This is a genomic window from Aquabacter spiritensis (assembly GCF_004346185.1).
Classification (GTDB): Bacteria; Pseudomonadota; Alphaproteobacteria; order Rhizobiales; family Xanthobacteraceae; genus Aquabacter; species Aquabacter spiritensis.
The window spans coordinates 1-18,691 of record NZ_SMAI01000014.1; the positions used below are offsets into that span (position 1 = coordinate 1).

The window sequence follows — 18,691 nt, forward strand, 5'->3', positions numbered from 1 at the left end:
CCCCAAAATCGACCGACGCCATAGCCAAAAACCGACCGGCCCCAACCCAAACAAAAACCCCGCCGAAAAATCGACGGGGTTTGTCAGCGGTCTGAAGCCCCGCGTCAATGCGGGGCTTTTTTGTTGCCTTTCGGCAGGCTGGTCTTCGGGAAAGTCCGGGACCGCGGATCAGTCCCGGATCCCCGAGACGCCCCCCGCGAGGGCGGCGTTCGGGTTCGGGGTGCGATGCGTCAGGACGCCTTGGCGCGGCGGGGGGCCGGCTTGGCCGGCTTGGTGGCGACCGGCGCCTTGCGGCGCTGCTGGCCCAGACCCATCTGCTTGGCGAGCTCGGAGCGCGCCGCGGCGTAATTGGGCGCCACCATCGGATAATCCGCCGGCAGGTTCCACTTCGACCGATAGGCCTCGGGCGTCATGTCGTAGGTTGTACGCAGGTGCCGCTTCAACGACTTGAACTTCTTTCCGTCCTCGAGACAGATGATGAAGTCGGGCGTCACGGACTTCTTCACCGGAACCGCCGGCTGCTGCGGCTCGGCCGAAGGCACTTCCGCCTTGGTCAGCCCGGTGAGGGCGGCATGCACCGAATTGATCAGCGCCGGCAACTCGGCCGCGGACACGGAATTGTTCATCACGAACGCGGAAACCACGTCCGCCGCAAGGCCCAAGTAGTCGGGTTCGCTCACAGTCTTCAGTTCGTCTGCCAATGCTGCCTCCTTGTAGGTAAATTTCAGGAATGACCGAATGAAACGGCGCGTGCAATCTACCTAAAGTAAAAAGTGCTTGTGTCCAATAAATAAATAGCACCGTCCCGCGCGATTGCGCGCACCGGCCCAAAAGGCTTGGCGCCCAAGGGATCTCGGTGCCTCCGATTCGGCGAAGACGGCGCCGGAGCCGGCATGGCGCGCGAATCGGCGCGGCAGAATCAGCGCGGGACGGCGGATTTGCAGGCTTCCCTCAGGCAACTTTGACCGTCGGCGGGCGTTGACAGGTCATGCCGACAGATCAGGAGTCCGCCATGACGCTTCCGCCCCCGTCCACGCAGCCGCGTCCCGCGGCGCGGGCCGAACAGACCCGCAAGGACCAGACGCGCACCGAGGAGACCGGCGATCACGGCGGTCCGGCGCATGAGCAGAAGGCCGGGCCCGCCGACGCGCCCGGCAACCGGCCGCCACCCGAGGCGGAAGTTGCGAACGCCAAGGCGGGCGGGTTGCGCGGCGCGCCGAGCCCGGTCGGCGAGAACGATCTCGCCTGACCGCGACAGGGCGTTGCCGCGCGCGGGCGGTTTGCGGTGCCGAGGATCGGCCCGGCGGCCCCGAGGCCGCCGGGCGAAGCAGAAGCGGGGATCACGCCGCCTTGGCGTTCTCGCCGCTCTGCGCGAGCTGGGTGAGCAGCTTGTCGGTCTTGATTTCTTCCTGGAGCGTCTGGTCCAGCAGGTTCGCCGCTTCGGCCATGCCGAGTTGCTTCGCCCAGGTCTTGAGCGTGCCGTAGCGGGAGATCTCGTAATGCTCGACCGCCTGCGCCGCCGAGAGCAGGCCGGCATCGAGCGCCGGGCTGCCGGCGAAGTCCTCCAGGATTTCCTTGCCCTCCTCGATGATGCCGAGGATCGCCGGGCACTGCTTGCCGCGTGCCGGCTTGCCGAGCATGTCGAAGATCTTCTCCAGGCGCTCCACCTGGATCTCGGTCTCGTCGTGATGGGTCTCGAACGCCTTCTTCGCCTCGGGCGACTGCGCGCCGCGCTGCATCTTCGGCAGCGCCCGCAAAATCTGCTTCTCGGCGTAATAAATGTCCTTGAGCGTGTCCAAGAACAAATCGTGCAGCGTCTTTTCCTTGGCCATGGGTCGTCTCCGGGTGTGTGACCTCGCAACCCGGCGGGCGAAGGTTTGTTCCGCGCGGCGGGGGCTTTGCCGGGCCGCGGCGGCGGCCAGACGCCGCCGGGACGAACGTCTCGCCCTCAGCTCGGCTGGCTCCAGGCGAAGCAACCGAGTCCGCCGGTGGTGCCCGAGACCATTAGGGCGCCGCGGCGGAAGAATTCGGAGCGCCGCGCGTGGGGCAGGTCGACGACGACCACGCCCATTGCGGGATCGGCCCAAACCAGCCGGGCATCGAGCGCACCGATCGCATTCATGGCCGATCCGGGGGAGACGCCGGGCGCGAAGACCACCACCGTCAAGGGCTGGCCGGGCGGTGGTCGGAGCGACCAGGCGCCGGTGCCGATGCTCGCAAGGGTCGCGAGCAGCAGCGGCATTGCGCGGCGAGCCGATGGCGGGCCGCCCCCGCGTGCCAGAGCTTGGCCCAGGCCGAATGGGACCAGCCCGAACAGCACGACCCAGCCGAGATCCCACGCCAGCGGCACAGGGCTGTCGACCCGGATGCGGTGGATCCCCAGCAGCCAGTGCGAGAGCACGGCATCGACCATGTGCCAGAGCCCAAAGCCGGCGAGCAGTCCGGCTGCGAGCAAGCGTCCACTCTGCCCCGGCCTGCGCCAGAGCTGCCAGAGCGCAATGGCTGCAAGGCCGTACATCGACGCATGGAAATAGCCATCCCAGAGGACCTGCAGGCGCAGGTCGGCCACCTCCGGAACGAGACTGAGCAGATGATGCCATTGAAGGATCTGGTGAAGCAGAATGCCGTCGAAGAAGCCGCCCAGGGCAAAGCCGAGCGTCGCGGTCCACAAGCCTCTCACTGATCGTTCCATGGCGCGGCGCTCCGCTCGGACATCGGGTCAACCGGGCGGCGGGCCACCCTGTTCCCCAACGACGTCCCTCGTTTGCGCCGTCATCGGTGGCGCCGTTCCCCGTGGCAACGTCTCGAGCTGGCGCTGGGTGCCGGTGATGAGCCGGGCTCCGCGCTGATAGGTCAGGTAGTTCCAGAGCCAAGTAAAGGCGACGGTGAGACGGTGGCGGGTGCCGACCAAGAAGTAGATATGCACCACGCTCCAGAAGGCCCAGCCGACAAATCCCTGCAGTTCGAGCCGCCCGATCTTGGCGATGGCCGACTTGCGGCCGATCGTGGCGAGGTCGCCCTGATGGCGATATCGGAACGGATCCGGCGCCGGGAGGCCGCGCGCGCGGGCCGCGATCACCCCGGCCACATAGGCGCCCATCTGCTTGGCCGCCGGCGCGATGCCGGGCACCGGCCCGCTCGCCAGCGTCACGCGTGCCGTGTCTCCGATCGCGAAGATCTCGGGATGGCCAGCGACCGAGAGGTCCGGCAGCACCTTCACCCGTCCGGCCGGATCCCGCTCCGCGCCGATCCACACGCCCGCCTGCGATGCCGCGACCCCCGCCGCCCAGATGATCGTCTCCGACTCGATGACGCCGTCCTCCAGCTGCACGCCGGAGGGGCCGATTCCGGTCACGCGGGTTCCGGTGCGCACCTCGACGCCCATCCGCTGGAGACTTTGGGCCGCGGCATCGGACAGATGGGGGGGAAAGGCGGAGAGGATCCGCGGTCCCGCCTCCAGCAGGACGACGCGGGCCGTGCGCGGATCGACGTGGCGGAAGTCGAGCGGCAGCGCGTGATGCGCCAGCTCGCGGACCGCCCCCGCCATCTCGACTCCGGTCGGGCCGCCGCCCACGATGACGAAGGTCAGCAGGCGTTCGCGCGCCTCCGGCATGAGTTCGGCCCGCTCGAAGGCAAGCAGAAGTCGGCGGCGGATCTCCGTCGCGTCCTCGATCCGCTTCAGCCCCGGTGCCGAGGACGCCCATTCGTCATGGCCGAAATAGGCGTGCGTCGCCCCGGTTGCGAGCACGAGGATGTCATAGGGAATTCCGCCCGCCCCCGTGAGCACGCGACGTGCGGCGATGTCGATTCCGGTCGCCTCCGCCATCAGGACCGTGGTGTTGAGTTGGGGACCGATAATGCCCCGGATGGGCCAGGCGACGTCTGCCGGCGACAGCGCGGCCGTGGCGACCTGATAGAGGAGCGGTTGGAAACAGTGATGGTTCTGTCGGTCGATGACCGTCACGTCCACCGGGGCTTCGCGCAATCTCTTGGCGACTTCCAGCCCCGCAAAGCCCGCGCCGACGACGACGATGCGGGGGCGGCGCCCCGCATCCGGTTCGTGACCCGCATCCGGTTCGTGAGAAGGGGCACCCTCAAGGCCGGACATGACACCCTCGAGACTGGATCGGGGCCACGCGGCTTTCCCGCGCCGCCCCGACCGGTTTTCAGCGACAGAGCGCGATTTCGCGCGGCCAGCGCCCCGATTATTCCGCGGCGATCGGCGGCACCGGGGCAGGCGGGGTACCGTACATACGCGGGTCGATCTTTCCCAGCTTGCCGTCGTCGTTCGCCAGCGGCTGGATCTCGGCATAAGAGAATTCGCCGCGCCCGTCGGGCGAAGGACCGTTCGCCCACGGACCCTTGCGGCTTTCGCTGCCCGACGACGCGCCGATGAACTGGTAGGCCACGTCGACCATTTCCTGGTCCTGCGGGAAGTTCGACGGCACCGGCGTCATTTCCAGCCCGTCTTCCTCCAGTTCGCGGATGGCCGCCAGCCATTGGTTCTGATGCATGGTATCGCGCGCGATCAGGAAGGAAAGCATGTCGCGCACCCCCCGGTCCTCGGTCATATTATAGAGGCGCGCCACCTGGAGCCGTCCCTGGCTCTCGGCCGTCAGATTGAAGCGGAAGTCGGCCAGCAGGTTGCCGCTCGCCGCCATGAAGCCGGCAGTCCACAGATTCCCGGCACTGTCGACGGGACGCGGGCCGGAGCCCGCCACGATGACGTGCTGCGGGTTCATCCCGGCGAGGATCGCGTCCTCGATCCGCGCCCCGCCCATGATGGCGCCGACGGCGCTGTTTTTGGCGGCCTCTTCCTGCGTCTCGACCGGAGAGGTTTCCAGCAGCCGGGCGATCATCGTCGCGAGCATTTCGACGTGGCCGATCTCTTCGGTGCCGATGTCGAGGATCATGTCCCGATACTTCTGGGGTCCCCGGCATGACCAGCCTTGAAACAGATAGGTCATCATGACGCTGATCTCGCCCCACTGACCGCCGAGAGGCTCCTGGAGCATTTTGGCGAACTGGGGATCGGGCTTGTCGGGTTTCGCCTGATACTGCAAATGCTTGGTGTGGGTGAACATGCTGTCCTCCTTTCGCCTGAACGAGGATGTGGATCAGCGCTGCGCCGCGGCGCCCTGTTCCTGAAGGCTGAGATAGCGGTCGGTGACCCGCGGGAGATGGTCGGCGAGCCAGCGCGCCATCGCCTCTTCCTCGGTGAGCGTGGCGCTCAGGAGCGGCACCGCCGCATTGAAGCCGCCGGCCTCCGCCATGGAGATGAGCGACCGGTAGGCGGCGATCTCGTAATTCTCGAAGGCGAAATCCGCGAAGGCGTTCTTCAGGATCTCGTCGTCCGCCACGGTGTGGCCCAAGGCGGCCATGCTTCCCATCATCGACGCGGCCGTATCCTTGAACGTGGAGGACTCCTCCCCGAGTTCGTGCAGGATCTTATCGAGACGATCCAACTGGCCGTTGGTCTCCTCGACATGCCCCCGCAGGCGGTCGGCCAATTCGGGATAGCTCTCCAGCCGTTCGATCTGCCGATTCATGATCGACAGTGCTTCGTTCTCGACGGCATGCGCGTTTTTCAAACCGACGACGAACACATCTCGGACGCTTTGCGCCATCTGCTTGTCCTCCTGTGACCGGTTGACCACCACGCCGGGCAGTCGGCGGGTAAAGTCTCTCCCAAACCGGGTGTTCCACTTAAGTGTGCAGATATGCATCTCGATGCGTAAGAATTTGAAGTTCATTGCGAAGGTCAAGACTGCCTTATTCGCCCGTTTTGCTGTCCAGCTCATGGTTCGAAGACGACAGAAGCCGCCAGAAAAGCGCAAGTCGGACCCGGCGGGCGGGGGGGTGAACGCCTCGGCGGGACGCACCGGACGGGAGGCGAGGCGAGCGTCGGAACATCGCACCGGGGGGGAGGGTTGGTTTCGAGACGGCGCCCGGCGCACCCCGAAAGCGCCGGAGGTGCCTGCGCGCGGGGGCGAGAGGAATGAGCATGACCGATCGAGACGATGTCGCCCCGCGGTCCCAGGTGAATCTGGATGCGGCGATCGCCGCCCACCGGCAATTGCTGGTCCTGATGTTCCGTGTTCTCGGCCATGACCCGGCGCGGCGGGACGCGCTGGTCGAAGCGATCGACCAGAAGCTGACCTTTCACGACGGGCACGAGGATCCGGGGCTCGAAGCCGACGGCGCCTTCGCCTTCGAGCGTCGGGTCAATGCGGAGTTCCGGCGCGTTCTGGAAGATGTCCGGGCGGGATTGGGGCGCGCCGCGTGAGGCCCGCCGCCGGTAGAGGTCCCATCGTCGTGAGGAGGCAGATATGGATCGGAACGAAATGACCGAGCGCGAGACGCGCATTCGGGAGAAAGCCTTTGAGCTCTGGCGGTCGGAGGGGATGCCGGAGGGCCGCGAGGCGCTGCATTGGGAGATGGCGTCCGAGATCGTCGGCCTCGAAGACGCGGCCGGGACCGCGCGCATTCCCTTTGGGGCGAGCGCGAAGCCCGCCGTCGAGCCCCAGGAGGCGCTGAGCAATACCGGGGAATTTCCCACCCTCACCGACCAGGGCGAGATGCAGCCGCCGAAACGGCGGTGAGGCGCTTCGGTCCGACCGGTCCCGCAGCCGAAGCTGCGGGCCGGCTCGGGCGGCCCTCGGCCCCAAGGCCATGGTCACATCATCGGGCGATGACCCAACTGACGGTGGCCATGATCACCAGCAGGCCGACCACGGCGCCGAATACGGCGACCCAGGTGCCCGAGGTCGGGTGGGTGCGGGGCGGTGCGCGATGGTCCTCTTCGCTCTGCGGGCCGCTGTCGGACGGAGACGCCACCGGGCGCCCGCCCGTGCCCTCCACCGCCGGTCTGGTCCCCGCCGCCTCGTCGTCGGTGCCGAGCGGCGCCGCCGCCGGATCGGGATAGGACACCTTGTCCCGGGTTTCCCCCGCATCGATCGCGGCGCGCCGTCTGGCGCCGTCGGAGCCGGTCATCGCGGGCCTCCCTCGGCGCGGCGGACTTTCGTGCCCGGGTCCCGGTGGTGCAGGGCCGGGGCACACCCCCCGCCGCCCCTTATTGGCGCAGCCGCGGGCGTGAGCAGGTTTGTCATGGACCATCTCCGGGGTTCCGGGAGCAACACGACCCGGCGCCCGATTGTTCCGACTGCCGGGGATCGGCGGGACCTCGCTGAGGACGACCTGCGATGGGGTGAAGCGGTCGGGGAATTCCCGAGGGGTGAAGTATGCCGATGTTCTGTCGACGGAAGAGCGGAAAGCGCGCGCGGTCGCGTGCGACCGCAAACCCGACGGCGCCCGAAAATTCACTACGTTCTCAAAGACTTGGATCTGGCCAAGATCGACGAAAAATTCGACGTCGCGTCGGTTCGCACGGCATTGAACACCAGCCGGACCTCGTCAGGCATCTCAACGACGTCGCTTGACCACTACATCAATGGATCCAAGGTGCCCGACGTCATTGGCGTTCACATCTCCCTACCAGAACGTGGCGAATCGGTAGTAACGCTGCCATCCTGTGCATGCCAGGGTTGTGGGGGCGCCTCGATGTCTGGGAATCCCGGTGTTTTTCGGCGACGCCCGGTCGGCTCCCCCGCCGTGATCGCGCCAGAGATCCGCGGGACGCGGCCGGCTTCCCTGCTCGGCATGAGCGAGGGCCTCAGGGGGCGGTGGGCTGCGTCGCGGCAGGAGACGATAGGCGCCTGCTCCATCTTCCCGCCGTTCGGCGAGCCATCGGAGGAGAGCGAATGACCCGCCTGCGAGCGCCCGAGGGCGATCGAGCTTTCTCCGCGCAATCTAGAGGCGCAGCAGCCGTTCGGCGTTGCCGTGGCAGATCTTCGCGCGGATTTCTTCTCCGATCGGCGCGGATTCGATGAAATCGGAGGCGACCTGCGGATCCTCATACGGATAGTCGACCGAGAACATCACGTTGTCGTCGCCCAATGCCTGGAGGGTCGCGTTGAGCGCCACAGGGTCGCATACCCCCGAAGTGGTGACGGCGATGTTGCGCTTGATGATCGCCGAGGGGAGATCGTCCGGCGCGAGCTTCTCGCCCAGGTCGAACTCCCGCCGGCTGTCGAGGCGCCAGAGGAGGAAGGGCAGCGTCTCGCCCATATGGCCGAGAATGATCTTCACGCTGGGAAAGCGGGTGAGCGTGCCACCAAACACCAGCCGCAGCGCGTGGGCGGCGGTTTCCGCGGTCCAGGCCCAGATTGGACCGCCGAGTTCGGGGCGATGCGCAAACATGGCGGGATGGTCGGCCATGCTGCCAGGATGCAGATAGACGGGGACATCGAGTTCCTGCACACGCTCCCAGAAAGGGATGTACTGGTCCTCGTCCAGATAGTGTCCGTTGGTCTGGCCGTTGATCAGCGCGCCCCGAAAGCCAAGCTCCCTGACGGCGCGTTCGAGTTCGGTTGCGGCGGCCCCGGCGTCCTGCATCGCCAGATGGGCAAAGCCGGCATAGCGATCCGGCCGCTTCTGCACCTCCCGCGCGAGGAAATCATTGGCGTCGCAGGCGAGCCGGATCGCCTCCTGGGCATCGCGGACGCCCTGAACCCCCGGCGTGGTGACGGAGAGCACCATCACCTCGATGCCGGTCCGGTCCATCATCTCGAGCCGCAGCGCGTCGAAATCGGCCAGACGACGTTCGACATCCGCGAAGAGCGCGTCGCTTTGCGTCGGCCTTGCCACGTATTTCCCGGCGAGCCCCGGCGTCGTGAAGTGCTCTTCAAGCGCGATTTTGCGCATGTGTCCGCTCCTCTTGGGTCGTCGCGTGGCGCCGTGGGCCATTGTCCCAGTGCGAGCACCTGTAACATGAAAACTCCGGGGAGGCCTGCCGCCGGTCCCCCGCGAAGCGCGCCTTACCCTGGCCGGCGAAAGGGGGGAGCGATATCGCCATTGTCACGGCAAAGACCAAGCCGCTCCGGCGATCGGCGGCGGTTCCTTTTGGCTGCGCGTCGCCGTCGCCGCGGAGGATGACCCAGGAACGCTCGAAGCGCCCGGAGGCGGCGGCCGGCGGAACGCCTCGTGAACGGGCTTCCCCAGTTTTCCCCCAGACCGGGGCGCGCGTTCTTGCCGTGTTCTGCCTGTCTGTGCGCGGACGATGCCGGGAAACGGCGAGAAAGCTGGTGCTGCGAGAGAGGATTGAACTCTCGACCTCTCCCTTACCAAGGGAGTGCTCTACCACTGAGCTACCGCAGCAAACCTGATCCGGGGCCGAGGGGTCGGCGCTGCCCGCGAGCGCGGGACCGGATGCGGCGGATGCACCGCCGCGAGCGCGCCGTTCCTGCCACAAGCGCGCGGGGTGCGCAAGCCTTCCCGCTGCGGCGCGCCGCGGCGTTCACAGTTTCAGCCGCTTGAACAGCGGTTCGGGAAGCAGCCGCACCAATGTCATGACGAGGCGCCAGACCGGCCGGGCATAGACCACGTCGCGCCGCCCGGCCATCGCCGCGGCCACCGCCTTGGCGACGTCGTCCGGCGTCGCGGTGAGGAGCGGCGGCAGTTTCAGATGCGCCGTCATGCGGGTGCGCACGAAGCCGGGCTTCACCGTGATCACCCGGATGCCGCGCGGCGCGAGCCGGTTGCGCAGGCCGGACAGGAAGGCGGTGAAGCCGGCCTTGGCGGCGCCGTAGAGATAGTTCGAGCCGCGCCCCCGCTCCCCGGCGACCGAACTCACGCCGATGATGGCGCCCGTGCCGCGCGCCGAAAAGCGCGTGGCGATGGCGCCGAGCAGCAAAGCCGGTCCCTCGAAATTGCTGCGCAGGACCAGCCGGGCATGCGCCGGGTCGATCTCGCCGCGCGCCTGGTCGCCGAGCAGCCCGACGACGCAGACCGCCGCGTCCGGCAGCGCCGGCAGGCCGTCGAGGAAGGCCGGGAAGGCGTCGTCCTCCAGGATGTCGAGCCGGTGCAGCGTCGCCGCCGCACCGGTCCGGGCCGCAACGTCGTCGGCGGTCCGGGCGGCCTCGTCCAGGTCGCGCGCGGCGAATTGGAGCCGCCAGCCGGCGGCGGCGAAGCGCAGGGCGATCGCCCGGCCGATGTCGGACGTGGCGCCGATGAGGAGAAGGGTCTGCGGGGCCATCAGATGGCGAGCCTTTCGGAGAGGCGGGAGGCGATGCGCCCGGGCGCGCCGATGTCGCGGCGCAGGGCCTGGAAGCCGGGCAGGCCGGGATAGCCCGCCGCGAAGGTGGCCGGCGCCTGCCGCGCATCCTTGGCGAGATAGAGCCGCCCGCCGGCCGCGACGACGAGGCGGTCGAGTTCGTCGAGCAACGCGAAGACCGGCCCGGCGGCGGGCAGGTCGAGGGTCAGAGTGAGCCCTTCCATCGGAAAGGAGAGCGCGCCGTGCCCCGGCCCCAATTGCTTGAGCACCGAGAGGAAGGACGCCGCGCCGTGGTGCGACACGCGCTCGATGACGGCGCCGACCAGGGCGCCCGCCCCCGGCCCCGGGACCACGAACTGATATTGCAGGAAGCCGCGCCGGCCATAGATCCGGTTCCACCCGCCGATCGCGTCGAGCGGGAAGAAATAGCGATCCCACGGCACCAGGACCGGCGCCCCGGCCTGCCGCGCGCCGGCGCGGAAATAGAGCGCGTTGAACGCCGCGACCGAGAGCCGGTTGAGGGTTCCCGAAGGCAGATCGCACGGCACCGCGAGCCAAGCCGGCCGGGCCGCGGGAAAGCGCGGCGCGGTGGGCAGGCCGGCGGCGAGGTCCGCCAGCGCGGCGTGTTCCCCCGCAAAGACCAGGCCGCGCCCGAGGCCGGCGCCGCGCGCCAGCGTGTCGATCCAGGCGACGCAATAGGGCGCCGTCCCCGCTGCGGCCAAGGCCGCGAGCGTGGCGTCGAGATCGGCCGTCGCGACCGTATTCTGGCGGATCCAGCCGGTCGCGATCGGCCGCAGCCGGAAGGTCAGATCGAGAATGGTCCCGGTGAGCCCCATCCCGCCGATCGTGGCGCGGAACACAGCGGCGTTTTCGTTCGGTCCGCAGACGAGCGTCCCGCCGCCCGGCAGCGCGAGCGTCAGCGCCTCGACATGATCGCCGAACCCGCCGTCGCGATGGTGATTCTTGCCGTGCACGTCGGCCGCCGCCATGCCGCCGAGCGTGACGGCCATGGTGCCCGGAACGACCGGGGGAAACAGGCCGAGCGGCACGGCGAGAGCGAGAAGGTCGCAGAGCAGCAGGCCCGCTTCGGCGCGGATCCGTCCGGTTTCCCGGTCGAAGGCGCGGATGCGGTCCAGCGCGCCGGTGCCGAGCGTGGCGGCGGCGCCGATCGCGGCATCGCCATAGGCCCGGCCGTTGCCGCGCGCGATCAGGCCGGCCTGCTGCGCCATCAGACCTTGCACCGCGCGAGGCGTGGCGGGGTGCAGCAGCCGCGTCGCGTGGCGCGGATAGCGCCCCCAGCCGGACAGTTCGGTCATGTCCGCCGCTCCGTGAAGACGAAGGCGCGGTCGAGCAGGAATTTCGCGCCGTACCCGATGGCGAGACCGATCACGGCGCCCGCATATTTCGCGAAATCGGTGCCGAAGAGCGTCCAGAAGGCGATTTCGAAGGCCCAGAAGACCAAAGTCGTCCCCACGCTGAAGGCGCCATAGACCAACACTTTGCGCAGTTCGCGGCCATGGCCGGAATAGGCGTCGTCGAACACGAAGATCTTGTCGAGCAGATATTTGAGCACGAAGCCGGCGGCGGTGCCGGCGAGGATCGAGAGTTCGAGACGCGCCCCGGGGATCTGGAGCACGGCTTCCTGCGCGGCGAGATTGGCCAGGGTGGCGAGCGCCGCGAACAGCAGATAGAGGCGGAACATGGCCGCCGGCGCGCGCGGTGCCATCAGATGCTCGCGGCGACCACGAGCGCGCCGGAAAGGACGACGATCTGGCTGACGCGGTCGGTGACCGCGAAGATCACCGGATCGTCGTGCATCGCGCCGCGATGCGTCAGCAGGCAGATGCGGCTGACCCAATAGAGCAGCAGCACGCAGAGCAGCCACAGGGTCGAGGGATGGCCGTAGAGCGGCCGCACGTCGGCGCTGGTGACGTAAAGCGCAAGGATCAGCACCGCGACATAGCCGCTGGCGAGCGCCATGGTCTGGAGCAGCGGCAGATCGGCGATCCGGTAGGCGCGCCCGACCGGGTCGCCCGAGCCCGCGGCCTTCAGGGCGGTGAGTTCCGCGCTGCGCTTCACCAGAGCGAGGCTGAAGAACAGGAAGGTGGCGAAGGCGATGAGCCAGTCGGAGATCACGATCCCGGTCGCGGCGGCGCCGGCCACCATGCGGGTGCCGTAGAGGCAGGCCAGCATGACCACGTCGACCAGCAGCCGCCGCTTCAGGACGAGGGAATAGGCGCAGGTGCTCAGGAAATAGAGCCCGAGCACGCCGGCGAAGGCCGCCGGGAGCGCCAGAGCCAGCACAAAGGCGGTGATCAGCAGCGCCGGGACCATGGCCGCGCCCCAGGCCGGCGCGATGCGGCCGGCCGCAAAGGGGCGGTGGCGCTTGCGCGGATGGGTGCGGTCGCCCGCGAGATCGAGCAGATCGTTGAGGATATAAACGCTCGATGCGCACAGGCTGAAGCTGACGAAGGCGAGCATCGCGGCGAGGAGCGGCCAGCCGAACGCGTGGGCGGCGAAGACCGGGATGAAGATCAGGACATTCTTCAACCATTGATGCGGGCGCATTGCCGCGAGCGCGGCGCGCCACCGCGCCGGCCGCGCGCTTGCGGAGGCGTCCTGCGCGGCATCCCCGGCCCGCAGGGTTTCGGGGGCGAGGATGCCTGCGGCCGCGGCGCGTATCGGATCCTGCGGGGGCACCGTGCCGACCAGATCGAAGCCGCCCGGGCCGAAGGCCGCGACGAGCCTCTGCGCCCTCTGCACGCCCGCGAAGCGCGTGCCGCCCTCCGCCCCGAAGCTGCCCGAGACGAAGCCGAGCATGGCGGCGAGCGCGGCCACATGGCGCGCGTCGGCCGAGGCGGCGAGATAGATCGGCCGGCCCTGCGCCGCCTGTTCGCGCAGCGCGGCGAGCATTCCGGTGTCGAGCGGGAGGCTGGTCGCGTCGAGCACCACCAGATCCGCGATCCGGCCGGCCAGCGCCGCGCGTCCCGCGCCGATCGCGCCCGCGGTCCGCACCGCCAGCAGCGGACGGGTCGCCAGCAGGTGCAGAAAGGCCTCCGTGCCGAGGCCGGTGCGCAGGAGGGCGGTGTCGAGATCGACCACGAGCGGGCGTCCGGTCGCCGCCGGGGCGTCCGGCGCGGCATCATCCGTGGGGACATCGGCGCGCTGCGCCATCGGTCGGCCAAGCTCCGGAACCAGGGGGCTCCAGTCATGCCCCAGGTCTCGGGCCGGAGGAAGGGACTTATCGGGATGCCGCGCCGGCGCACTGCCCGATCGCGGTGCAATCCCGCTGCAGCGCGCACTTTTTTTGCGCCTGCACAAGGCTTGAGCGGCGCGCGGCGCGGGTCTAGCCTCTCCTCGGGGCAATCGGGGCGGTGGGGCTCATGGCCAAGACGCGGACGCAGACCATTGGCGCCGTCCGGCGCACTTTCTCTCCTTGGACCGACGCGACCGCGACGCCGCTCATCCGGTTCGAGAATGTGGTGAAAAGGTTTGGTGCCTTCACCGCCGTCAACAATGTCAGCCTCGACATTTACGAGCGCGAATTCTTCGCGCTGCTCGGCCCCTCGGGCTGCGGCAAGACCACCTTGATGCGCATGCTGGCCGGGTTCGAGGATCCGACCGAAGGGCGCATCACGCTGGCCGGTCAGGATCTTTCCGGCGTCCCGCCGTATCGGCGGCCGGTCAACATGATGTTCCAGTCCTACGCGTTGTTCCCGCATATGAGCGTCGCCGACAACATCGCCTTCGGCCCGAAGCAGGCCGGCATGGCGAAGGCCGACATCGATGCGCGGGTCGAGGAAATGCTGACGCTGGTGAAGCTCGAAAGCTTCGCCAAGCGCAAGCCGCACCAGCTCTCCGGCGGCCAGCGCCAGCGCGTCGCGCTCGCCCGCTCGCTGGCGACGCGGCCCAAGGTCCTGCTGCTCGACGAGCCGCTCGGCGCGCTCGACAAGAAGCTGCGCGAGGAGACCCAGTTCGAGCTGATGGATCTCCAGATGGAGCTCGGCATGACCTTCCTGATCGTGACCCACGACCAGGAAGAGGCGATGACGGTGGCCGACCGGATCGCCGTGATGAATCACGGCGTGCTGGTCCAGGTCGATCCGCCGGCGGCGATCTACGAGCAGCCGGCGACGAAATACGTCGCGGACTTCATCGGCGACGTGAACATCGTGGAATGCGTCGTCGATGGCTGTTTCGGCGGCGATCTGCGCCTGTCGACCCCGATCACGCCGCATCCGCTCCAGATCGCGCAGGGCGATGCCGGCGGCGTCAAGACAGGCGACAAGGTGTGGCTCGCCATCCGGCCGGAGAAGCTGCGCATCTCGCTCGAGGCCCCGGACGCCGCGGCGGGCAACTGCTTCGCAGGCGAAATCTTCGACATCGGCTATCTCGGCGATCTCTCCGTCTATCATGTCGAACTGCCCTGCGGCACCCGGATCAAGGTGTCCCAGCCGAACCTCTCGCGCATGGTGGAACGCCCCATCAGCTGGGAGGACAAGGTCTATGTCACCTTCACGCCGCATGCCGGCGTGGTGCTGAGCCGATAGGGGGCGCGCCATGGCCACCGCGGGGGAAAAGGGGATCGGCCGGCTGTTCGTGATCGCCGTGCCGTATCTCTGGTTGCTGGTCCTGTTTCTGGTGCCGTTCCTGATCGTGCTGAAGATCAGCCTGTCGCAGGACGTGATCGCGCAGCCGCCATATGCGCCGCTGCTGGACCTGTCGCAGGGCTGGGCGGGCTTCGTCGATTTCCTGTCCCAGCTCAATTTCGACAATTATGTCTACGTGCTGGACTGGAACAACGAGTTCCTCGACGCCTACGGCTCCAGCCTGATCATCGCTGCGGTCTCGACCGTGCTCCTGCTTCTGGTGGGCTATCCGATCGCTTATGCCATGGCGCGGGCGCCGCGCACGCTCCAGCCGACTTTGCTGATGCTGGTGATCCTGCCGTTCTGGACCTCGTTCCTGATCCGGGTCTATGCCTGGATCGGCATCCTCTCGCAGGATGGGCTGCTCAATCAGGCGCTCCAAGCGCTCGGCCTGATCGATGCGCCGCTCGAAATCCTCAACACCGATCTCGCGGTCTATATCGGCATCGTCTATTCCTACCTGCCCTTCATGGTCCTGCCGCTCTATGCCGCGCTGGAGAAGCTCGACGGGACTCTGCTGGAGGCGGCCGAGGATCTCGGCTGCCCGCCGATGCGGGCCTTCTGGCTCGTCACCTTCCCGCTGTCGCTGCCCGGCGTCGCCGCCGGCTGCCTGCTCTGCTTCATTCCCGCCGTGGGCGAGTTCGTGATCCCCGATCTGCTCGGCGGCTCCGACACGCTGATGATCGGCAAGTCGCTATGGACGGAATTCACCGTCAACCGCTCCTGGACCGCCTCCTCGGCGGTGGCGGTGCTGCTGCTCATCGTCCTCGTGGTGCCGATCGTGATCTATCAGAACATCCAGGCGCGTCAACTGGAGGCCGGGAAATGAGCAAGAGCCTGTCCTGGTTCAACGTCACCGCTTTGGTGCTGGGCTTCGCCTTTCTGTACATCCCGATCCTGCTACTGGTGATCTATTCGTTCAACGCCTCGCGCCTCGTCACCATCTGGGGCGGTTTCTCGACCCAATGGTACGGCGCGCTGCTGGAGAACGAGCAGCTTCTCGACGCCGCCTGGGTGACGCTGCGCGTCGCCTTCCTGTCCTCGCTGGTCGCCACCGTGCTCGGCACCATGGCGGCGCTCGCGCTCACCCGCTACGGCCGCTTCTTCGGCCGCTCGCTGTTCTCCGGCATGACCTATGCGCCGCTGGTGATGCCGGAAGTGATCACCGGCCTTTCGCTGCTGCTGCTGTTCGTGGCGATCGGGCTCGAGCGCGGGTTCTGGACCATCACGCTCGCCCACATCACCTTCACCATGTGCTTCGTCGCGGTGGTGGTGCAGTCGCGCCTCGTCACCTTCGACCGCTCGCTGGAGGAGGCCGCGCTCGATCTCGGCTGCCCGCCCTTCAAGACCTTCTTCATCATCACCCTGCCGCTGATCCTGCCGGCCGTGGTGTCGGGCTTCATGCTGGCCTTCACCTTGTCGATGGACGATCTGGTGATCGCCTCCTTCACCACCGGGCCGGGTGCCACCACCCTGCCGATGCGGATCTATTCGCAGGTGCGCATGGGCGTGACGCCGGAGATCAACGCCATCTGCACGGTCATGATCGGCATCGTCACGGTCGTCGTGGTGTTCGCCTCGATCATGACGAAGCGGCAGGAAGCCCAGCGCAAGCGCGACGAACAGGCCGCGGCCGCGCATTGAGGACCCTCGGATTCTCTTGCCGGGACCTGTCGGCGCGCACGCCTGCGCGAGGCCGACGATTGCGGCCCGCCTCAGGTCGGGCGACCTGCGCCGGAGCCGGCCCGATAGGAAGCCGGCCCGATAGGACGGGTGCGGTGCCGGACGACCGCCGCGCGACCGCTCCCTCTCAGCGGCCCTCGCGCACCCAGCTCAGGGCCAGCAGGCCGAGCAGCAGCATCAGGCCCGACAGGCCGGCGAACACCGGGAACAGGCCGATCCCGGTCACCACGCTCACCTCGCGGGTGCGCAGGCCCATCCAGTCCGCGCCCGCGAGCCGGTCGCCCGACGTCACCGGCACGATGCGCGGCACGCTCCCCGAGAGATCGGCGAGGCGCCACAGGCCGCCGCCGGTGGCGGCGGACACCGGCACCAGCACGTCGCGGGTCGAGGTCACCTCGGCGAATTCCTTCGGGTTGAGCGGGCCGATATTCACCAGCGCGTTGAGCGGCCCGTTGGCGGCGCGCCACAGGCCGAGCTGGTCGGCCGGGGTGGTTGCGCGCCACAGGCCGGGCTCGGCCTGGGTGAGGGTGAGGGTGCGCGCCGGCCCGGTCGGCGGCGTCACCTGCGCCACCGGGACGGTATCGCCCATGGTCTGGCGCTCGACCACGAGGTCGCGGCCCGACGTCGAGAGCTTGAGGCGCTCCTCCTCGAGGTCGGGCTCCTTCATCAGCCAGTGCGACAGCCGGCGCAGCAGGTCGATATAGGGCCCGCCGCCCTCATAGCCGCGCGCCCACAGCCAGATATGGTCGGACAGCAGCAGCGCGACGCGGCCCTCGCCGACCCGGTCGAGCAGCAAAACCGGCTTTTCGTCCGGCCCGGCGAGGATCGCGGTCCCGGAGCGGGCATTGGCGTCGATGACGCGGAAGAAGCGGCTCCAGTGCGGCGGGGTCTGCTCCGAGCCGGGCAGCGCCCGGGTCACGGGATGGCGCTTTCCGGGGTCGGTCAGGCGCGCATGATAGGGGATTTCGGTCGTGTTGCCGGTCGGCACGCCGGGCAGGATGTCTTCGAGCGGCGTGTTGTAGAGCGAGCCGGGCTCGACATAGTCGGTCCCCGCCGCCACCAGGACCGCGCCGCCGGCCCGGACATAGCGCACGATATTGTCGAAATAGATCTGCGGCAGCACGCCCTGCTGGGAATAGCGGTCGAAGATGATCAGGTCGAAGTCGCGGATCTTGGTCTGGAACAGTTCGCGCGTCGGGAAGGCGATCAGCGACAATTCGTTGATCGGCGTGCCGTCCTGCTTCTCCGGCGGGCGCAGGATGGTGAAATGGACGAGGTCGACGTTCGCGTCGCTCTTCAGCAGGTTGCGCCAGGTGCGCTCGCCGACATTGGGCTCGCCCGACACCAGGAGCACCCGCAGCTTGTCGCGTATGCCGTCGATCGAGACCGCGGTGCGGTTGTTGATCGGCGTCAGTTCGTCGGCGAGCGGCGGGGCCTCGATCTCGACGATGTTCGGCCCGGCATGGGCGATCTCCACCTCCACCGTCGCGCTCTGGCCGGCGGTGACGATCGGCGTCGCGATGGTCTCGCCGTCGCGCCGGACGGTGATCGGCACCCGCGCGCCGGCCGGGGCGCCCTCGTCGGTGACGCGGAAGGTGAGGCTCTGGCGCTGGCCGACAATGCCGAAGCGCGGCGCCTTCTCCAGCGCGACGCGCCGGTCGCGCTCGCCGGCGCGCCCGGTGACGAGGCCGTGGACCGGGGCGGCGAAGCCGAGCCCGGCGGCGTCGGCCGGAGCGTCGTGGACGCGGCCGTCGGTGATCAGGATGGCGCCGGCGACCCGCTCGGGCGGCACGTCCGCGAGCCCCGCCGCGAGCGCCGAGAACAGCCGCGTGCCGTCGCTCTCGCCGTCGCGGGCATTGGCCTCCAGCGTGCGCACTTCGAGCCCGGGGATGCGCGCGAGGCGCGCGGTGACTTCGGTGCGGGCGGCCTCGGTCTGGGCGGTGCGGTCGCCGAAATCCTGGCTCGCGCTCTTGTCGACCACCACCGCCACCACCGAGGAGAGCGGCTCGCGCTCCTCCCGCGTCAGCGAGGGATTGGCGAGCGCGGCGAGACCCGCCGCCAGCGCCAAAGCGCGGAAGGCGGCGCCGCGGGTGCGTGAGGCGAGCAGCAGGCCGGCGAGCAGCACGGCGAGAAGGCCGAGCGCCGCGAGCACCGGAAGCGACACGAAGGGATCGAAGGCGAGGCCGTAGGTCATGCGTTGCTTTCGGGTTCCGCGCGGCCGTCCGGACCCCCGGTTCGGACCGCCGGC

General features: G+C 68.5%; 19 protein-coding genes and 1 tRNA gene. 6 read left to right on the forward strand and 14 right to left on the reverse strand.

Going from position 1 to position 18,691, the window contains the following annotated elements:
• Positions 1-230 precede the first annotated feature (230 nt).
• Positions 231-701 (reverse strand): Ros/MucR family transcriptional regulator, encoded by a 471-nt coding sequence (locus EDC64_RS18655; protein WP_274594957.1) that lies wholly within the window; start codon positions 699-701, stop codon positions 231-233.
• Between the two features lie 311 nt (positions 702-1,012).
• On the opposite strand from EDC64_RS18655, the gene EDC64_RS18660 reads away from it, so the two are divergent.
• Positions 1,013-1,249, forward strand: a complete 237-nt coding sequence (locus EDC64_RS18660; protein ID WP_132034191.1) for a hypothetical protein — start codon at positions 1,013-1,015, stop codon at positions 1,247-1,249.
• Between the two features lie 91 nt (positions 1,250-1,340).
• On the opposite strand, the gene EDC64_RS18665 is transcribed toward EDC64_RS18660, so the two are convergent.
• The 5 genes from EDC64_RS18665 to EDC64_RS18685 all read right to left on the reverse strand — a co-directional run bounded on the left by EDC64_RS18665 (position 1,341) and on the right by EDC64_RS18685 (position 5,627).
• Positions 1,341-1,832 carry a YciE/YciF ferroxidase family protein gene (locus EDC64_RS18665; protein WP_132034193.1) on the reverse strand — a complete coding sequence of 164 codons (492 nt, stop codon included), beginning with the start codon at positions 1,830-1,832 and terminating at the stop codon, positions 1,341-1,343.
• Between the two features lie 116 nt (positions 1,833-1,948).
• On the reverse strand, positions 1,949-2,692 hold the full coding sequence (locus EDC64_RS18670; protein ID WP_132034195.1) for a DUF2243 domain-containing protein: 744 nt from the start codon (positions 2,690-2,692) through the stop codon (positions 1,949-1,951).
• Positions 2,693-2,719: 27 nt separating this feature from the next.
• A complete protein-coding gene (locus EDC64_RS18675; RefSeq protein ID WP_132034197.1) occupies positions 2,720-4,108 on the reverse strand; it encodes an NAD(P)/FAD-dependent oxidoreductase in 1,389 nt (462 codons plus the stop codon).
• A gap of 97 nt (positions 4,109-4,205) precedes the next feature.
• A complete protein-coding gene (locus EDC64_RS18680) occupies positions 4,206-5,084 on the reverse strand; it encodes a manganese catalase (RefSeq protein ID WP_132034199.1) in 879 nt (292 codons plus the stop codon).
• Positions 5,085-5,117: 33 nt separating this feature from the next.
• Positions 5,118-5,627, reverse strand: coding sequence for a ferritin-like domain-containing protein (locus tag EDC64_RS18685; protein ID WP_132034201.1), 510 nt, complete (start codon positions 5,625-5,627; stop codon positions 5,118-5,120).
• A gap of 377 nt (positions 5,628-6,004) precedes the next feature.
• Here EDC64_RS18685 and EDC64_RS18690 point away from each other — a divergent pair, with 377 nt between their 5' ends.
• Positions 6,005-6,286: a hypothetical protein gene (locus EDC64_RS18690; protein WP_132034203.1), complete on the forward strand. Its 282-nt coding sequence runs from the start codon at positions 6,005-6,007 to the stop codon at positions 6,284-6,286.
• Between the two features lie 58 nt (positions 6,287-6,344).
• Positions 6,345-6,602, forward strand: a complete 258-nt coding sequence (locus EDC64_RS18695) for a DUF2934 domain-containing protein (RefSeq protein WP_165933816.1) — start codon at positions 6,345-6,347, stop codon at positions 6,600-6,602.
• Positions 6,603-6,681: 79 nt separating this feature from the next.
• Here EDC64_RS18695 and EDC64_RS18700 read toward each other — a convergent pair whose 3' ends face one another.
• From EDC64_RS18700 to EDC64_RS18730, 7 genes are all read right to left on the reverse strand, one after another.
• The gene (locus tag EDC64_RS18700; RefSeq protein ID WP_132034207.1) at positions 6,682-6,993 is read right to left on the reverse strand and encodes a hypothetical protein; all 312 of its coding nucleotides are present in this window, start codon (positions 6,991-6,993) and stop codon (positions 6,682-6,684) included.
• Positions 6,994-7,809: 816 nt separating this feature from the next.
• Positions 7,810-8,763, reverse strand: a complete 954-nt coding sequence (locus EDC64_RS18705) for an amidohydrolase family protein (RefSeq protein ID WP_132034209.1) — start codon at positions 8,761-8,763, stop codon at positions 7,810-7,812.
• Between the two features lie 378 nt (positions 8,764-9,141).
• Positions 9,142-9,216: transfer RNA gene (locus EDC64_RS18710), tRNA-Thr, on the reverse strand.
• A 139-nt stretch (positions 9,217-9,355) separates the two neighbouring features.
• Complete coding sequence (locus EDC64_RS18715; protein WP_132034211.1) at positions 9,356-10,093, reverse strand: SDR family oxidoreductase; 738 nt, start codon at positions 10,091-10,093, stop codon at positions 9,356-9,358.
• A complete protein-coding gene (locus EDC64_RS18720; RefSeq protein WP_132034213.1) occupies positions 10,093-11,427 on the reverse strand; it encodes an FAD-binding oxidoreductase in 1,335 nt (444 codons plus the stop codon). The genes EDC64_RS18715 and EDC64_RS18720 overlap by 1 nt, the downstream gene beginning before the upstream one ends.
• Positions 11,424-11,837 (reverse strand): GtrA family protein, encoded by a 414-nt coding sequence (locus EDC64_RS18725; RefSeq protein WP_132034215.1) that lies wholly within the window; start codon positions 11,835-11,837, stop codon positions 11,424-11,426. Before EDC64_RS18725 ends, EDC64_RS18720 begins: the two co-directional genes overlap by 4 nt.
• Positions 11,837-13,285: a UbiA family prenyltransferase gene (locus EDC64_RS18730; protein ID WP_132034217.1), complete on the reverse strand. Its 1,449-nt coding sequence runs from the start codon at positions 13,283-13,285 to the stop codon at positions 11,837-11,839. The genes EDC64_RS18725 and EDC64_RS18730 overlap by 1 nt, the downstream gene beginning before the upstream one ends.
• Before the next feature lie 209 nt (positions 13,286-13,494).
• On the opposite strand from EDC64_RS18730, the gene EDC64_RS18735 reads away from it, so the two are divergent.
• From EDC64_RS18735 to EDC64_RS18745, 3 genes are read left to right on the forward strand one after another with little or no spacing between them, the layout of a single operon-like run.
• A complete protein-coding gene (locus EDC64_RS18735) occupies positions 13,495-14,661 on the forward strand; it encodes an ABC transporter ATP-binding protein (RefSeq protein WP_132034219.1) in 1,167 nt (388 codons plus the stop codon).
• Positions 14,662-14,671: 10 nt separating this feature from the next.
• Entirely contained in the window at positions 14,672-15,589 is a 918-nt protein-coding gene (locus EDC64_RS18740; RefSeq protein WP_132034221.1) for an ABC transporter permease, read from the forward strand.
• Positions 15,586-16,404, forward strand: coding sequence for an ABC transporter permease (locus EDC64_RS18745; RefSeq protein WP_132034223.1), 819 nt, complete (start codon positions 15,586-15,588; stop codon positions 16,402-16,404). The genes EDC64_RS18740 and EDC64_RS18745 overlap by 4 nt, the downstream gene beginning before the upstream one ends.
• Positions 16,405-16,570: 166 nt before the next feature.
• Here the strand turns inward: EDC64_RS18745 and EDC64_RS18750 are convergent, their stop codons facing one another.
• Entirely contained in the window at positions 16,571-18,637 is a 2,067-nt protein-coding gene (locus tag EDC64_RS18750; RefSeq protein ID WP_132034225.1) for a hypothetical protein, read from the reverse strand.
• Positions 18,638-18,691 lie beyond the last annotated feature (54 nt).

What these genes read in the sequence shown, in the direction of transcription:
- EDC64_RS18660 (WP_132034191.1), top strand. Translation starts at nt 1,013, where the DNA reads ATGACGCTTCCGCCCCCGTCCACGCAGCCGCGTCCCGCGGCGCGGGCC.
- EDC64_RS18665 (WP_132034193.1), bottom strand. Translation starts at nt 1,832, where the DNA reads ATGGCCAAGGAAAAGACGCTGCACGATTTGTTCTTGGACACGCTCAAG.
- EDC64_RS18670 (WP_132034195.1), bottom strand. Translation starts at nt 2,692, where the DNA reads ATGGAACGATCAGTGAGAGGCTTGTGGACCGCGACGCTCGGCTTTGCC.
- EDC64_RS18675 (WP_132034197.1), bottom strand. Translation starts at nt 4,108, where the DNA reads ATGTCCGGCCTTGAGGGTGCCCCTTCTCACGAACCGGATGCGGGTCAC.
- EDC64_RS18680 (WP_132034199.1), bottom strand. Translation starts at nt 5,084, where the DNA reads ATGTTCACCCACACCAAGCATTTGCAGTATCAGGCGAAACCCGACAAG.
- EDC64_RS18685 (WP_132034201.1), bottom strand. Translation starts at nt 5,627, where the DNA reads ATGGCGCAAAGCGTCCGAGATGTGTTCGTCGTCGGTTTGAAAAACGCG.
- EDC64_RS18690 (WP_132034203.1), top strand. Translation starts at nt 6,005, where the DNA reads ATGACCGATCGAGACGATGTCGCCCCGCGGTCCCAGGTGAATCTGGAT.
- EDC64_RS18695 (WP_165933816.1), top strand. Translation starts at nt 6,345, where the DNA reads ATGACCGAGCGCGAGACGCGCATTCGGGAGAAAGCCTTTGAGCTCTGG.
- EDC64_RS18700 (WP_132034207.1), bottom strand. Translation starts at nt 6,993, where the DNA reads ATGACCGGCTCCGACGGCGCCAGACGGCGCGCCGCGATCGATGCGGGG.
- EDC64_RS18705 (WP_132034209.1), bottom strand. Translation starts at nt 8,763, where the DNA reads ATGCGCAAAATCGCGCTTGAAGAGCACTTCACGACGCCGGGGCTCGCC.
- EDC64_RS18715 (WP_132034211.1), bottom strand. Translation starts at nt 10,093, where the DNA reads ATGGCCCCGCAGACCCTTCTCCTCATCGGCGCCACGTCCGACATCGGC.
- EDC64_RS18720 (WP_132034213.1), bottom strand. Translation starts at nt 11,427, where the DNA reads ATGACCGAACTGTCCGGCTGGGGGCGCTATCCGCGCCACGCGACGCGG.
- EDC64_RS18725 (WP_132034215.1), bottom strand. Translation starts at nt 11,837, where the DNA reads ATGGCACCGCGCGCGCCGGCGGCCATGTTCCGCCTCTATCTGCTGTTC.
- EDC64_RS18730 (WP_132034217.1), bottom strand. Translation starts at nt 13,285, where the DNA reads ATGGCGCAGCGCGCCGATGTCCCCACGGATGATGCCGCGCCGGACGCC.
- EDC64_RS18735 (WP_132034219.1), top strand. Translation starts at nt 13,495, where the DNA reads ATGGCCAAGACGCGGACGCAGACCATTGGCGCCGTCCGGCGCACTTTC.
- EDC64_RS18740 (WP_132034221.1), top strand. Translation starts at nt 14,672, where the DNA reads ATGGCCACCGCGGGGGAAAAGGGGATCGGCCGGCTGTTCGTGATCGCC.
- EDC64_RS18745 (WP_132034223.1), top strand. Translation starts at nt 15,586, where the DNA reads ATGAGCAAGAGCCTGTCCTGGTTCAACGTCACCGCTTTGGTGCTGGGC.
- EDC64_RS18750 (WP_132034225.1), bottom strand. Translation starts at nt 18,637, where the DNA reads ATGACCTACGGCCTCGCCTTCGATCCCTTCGTGTCGCTTCCGGTGCTC.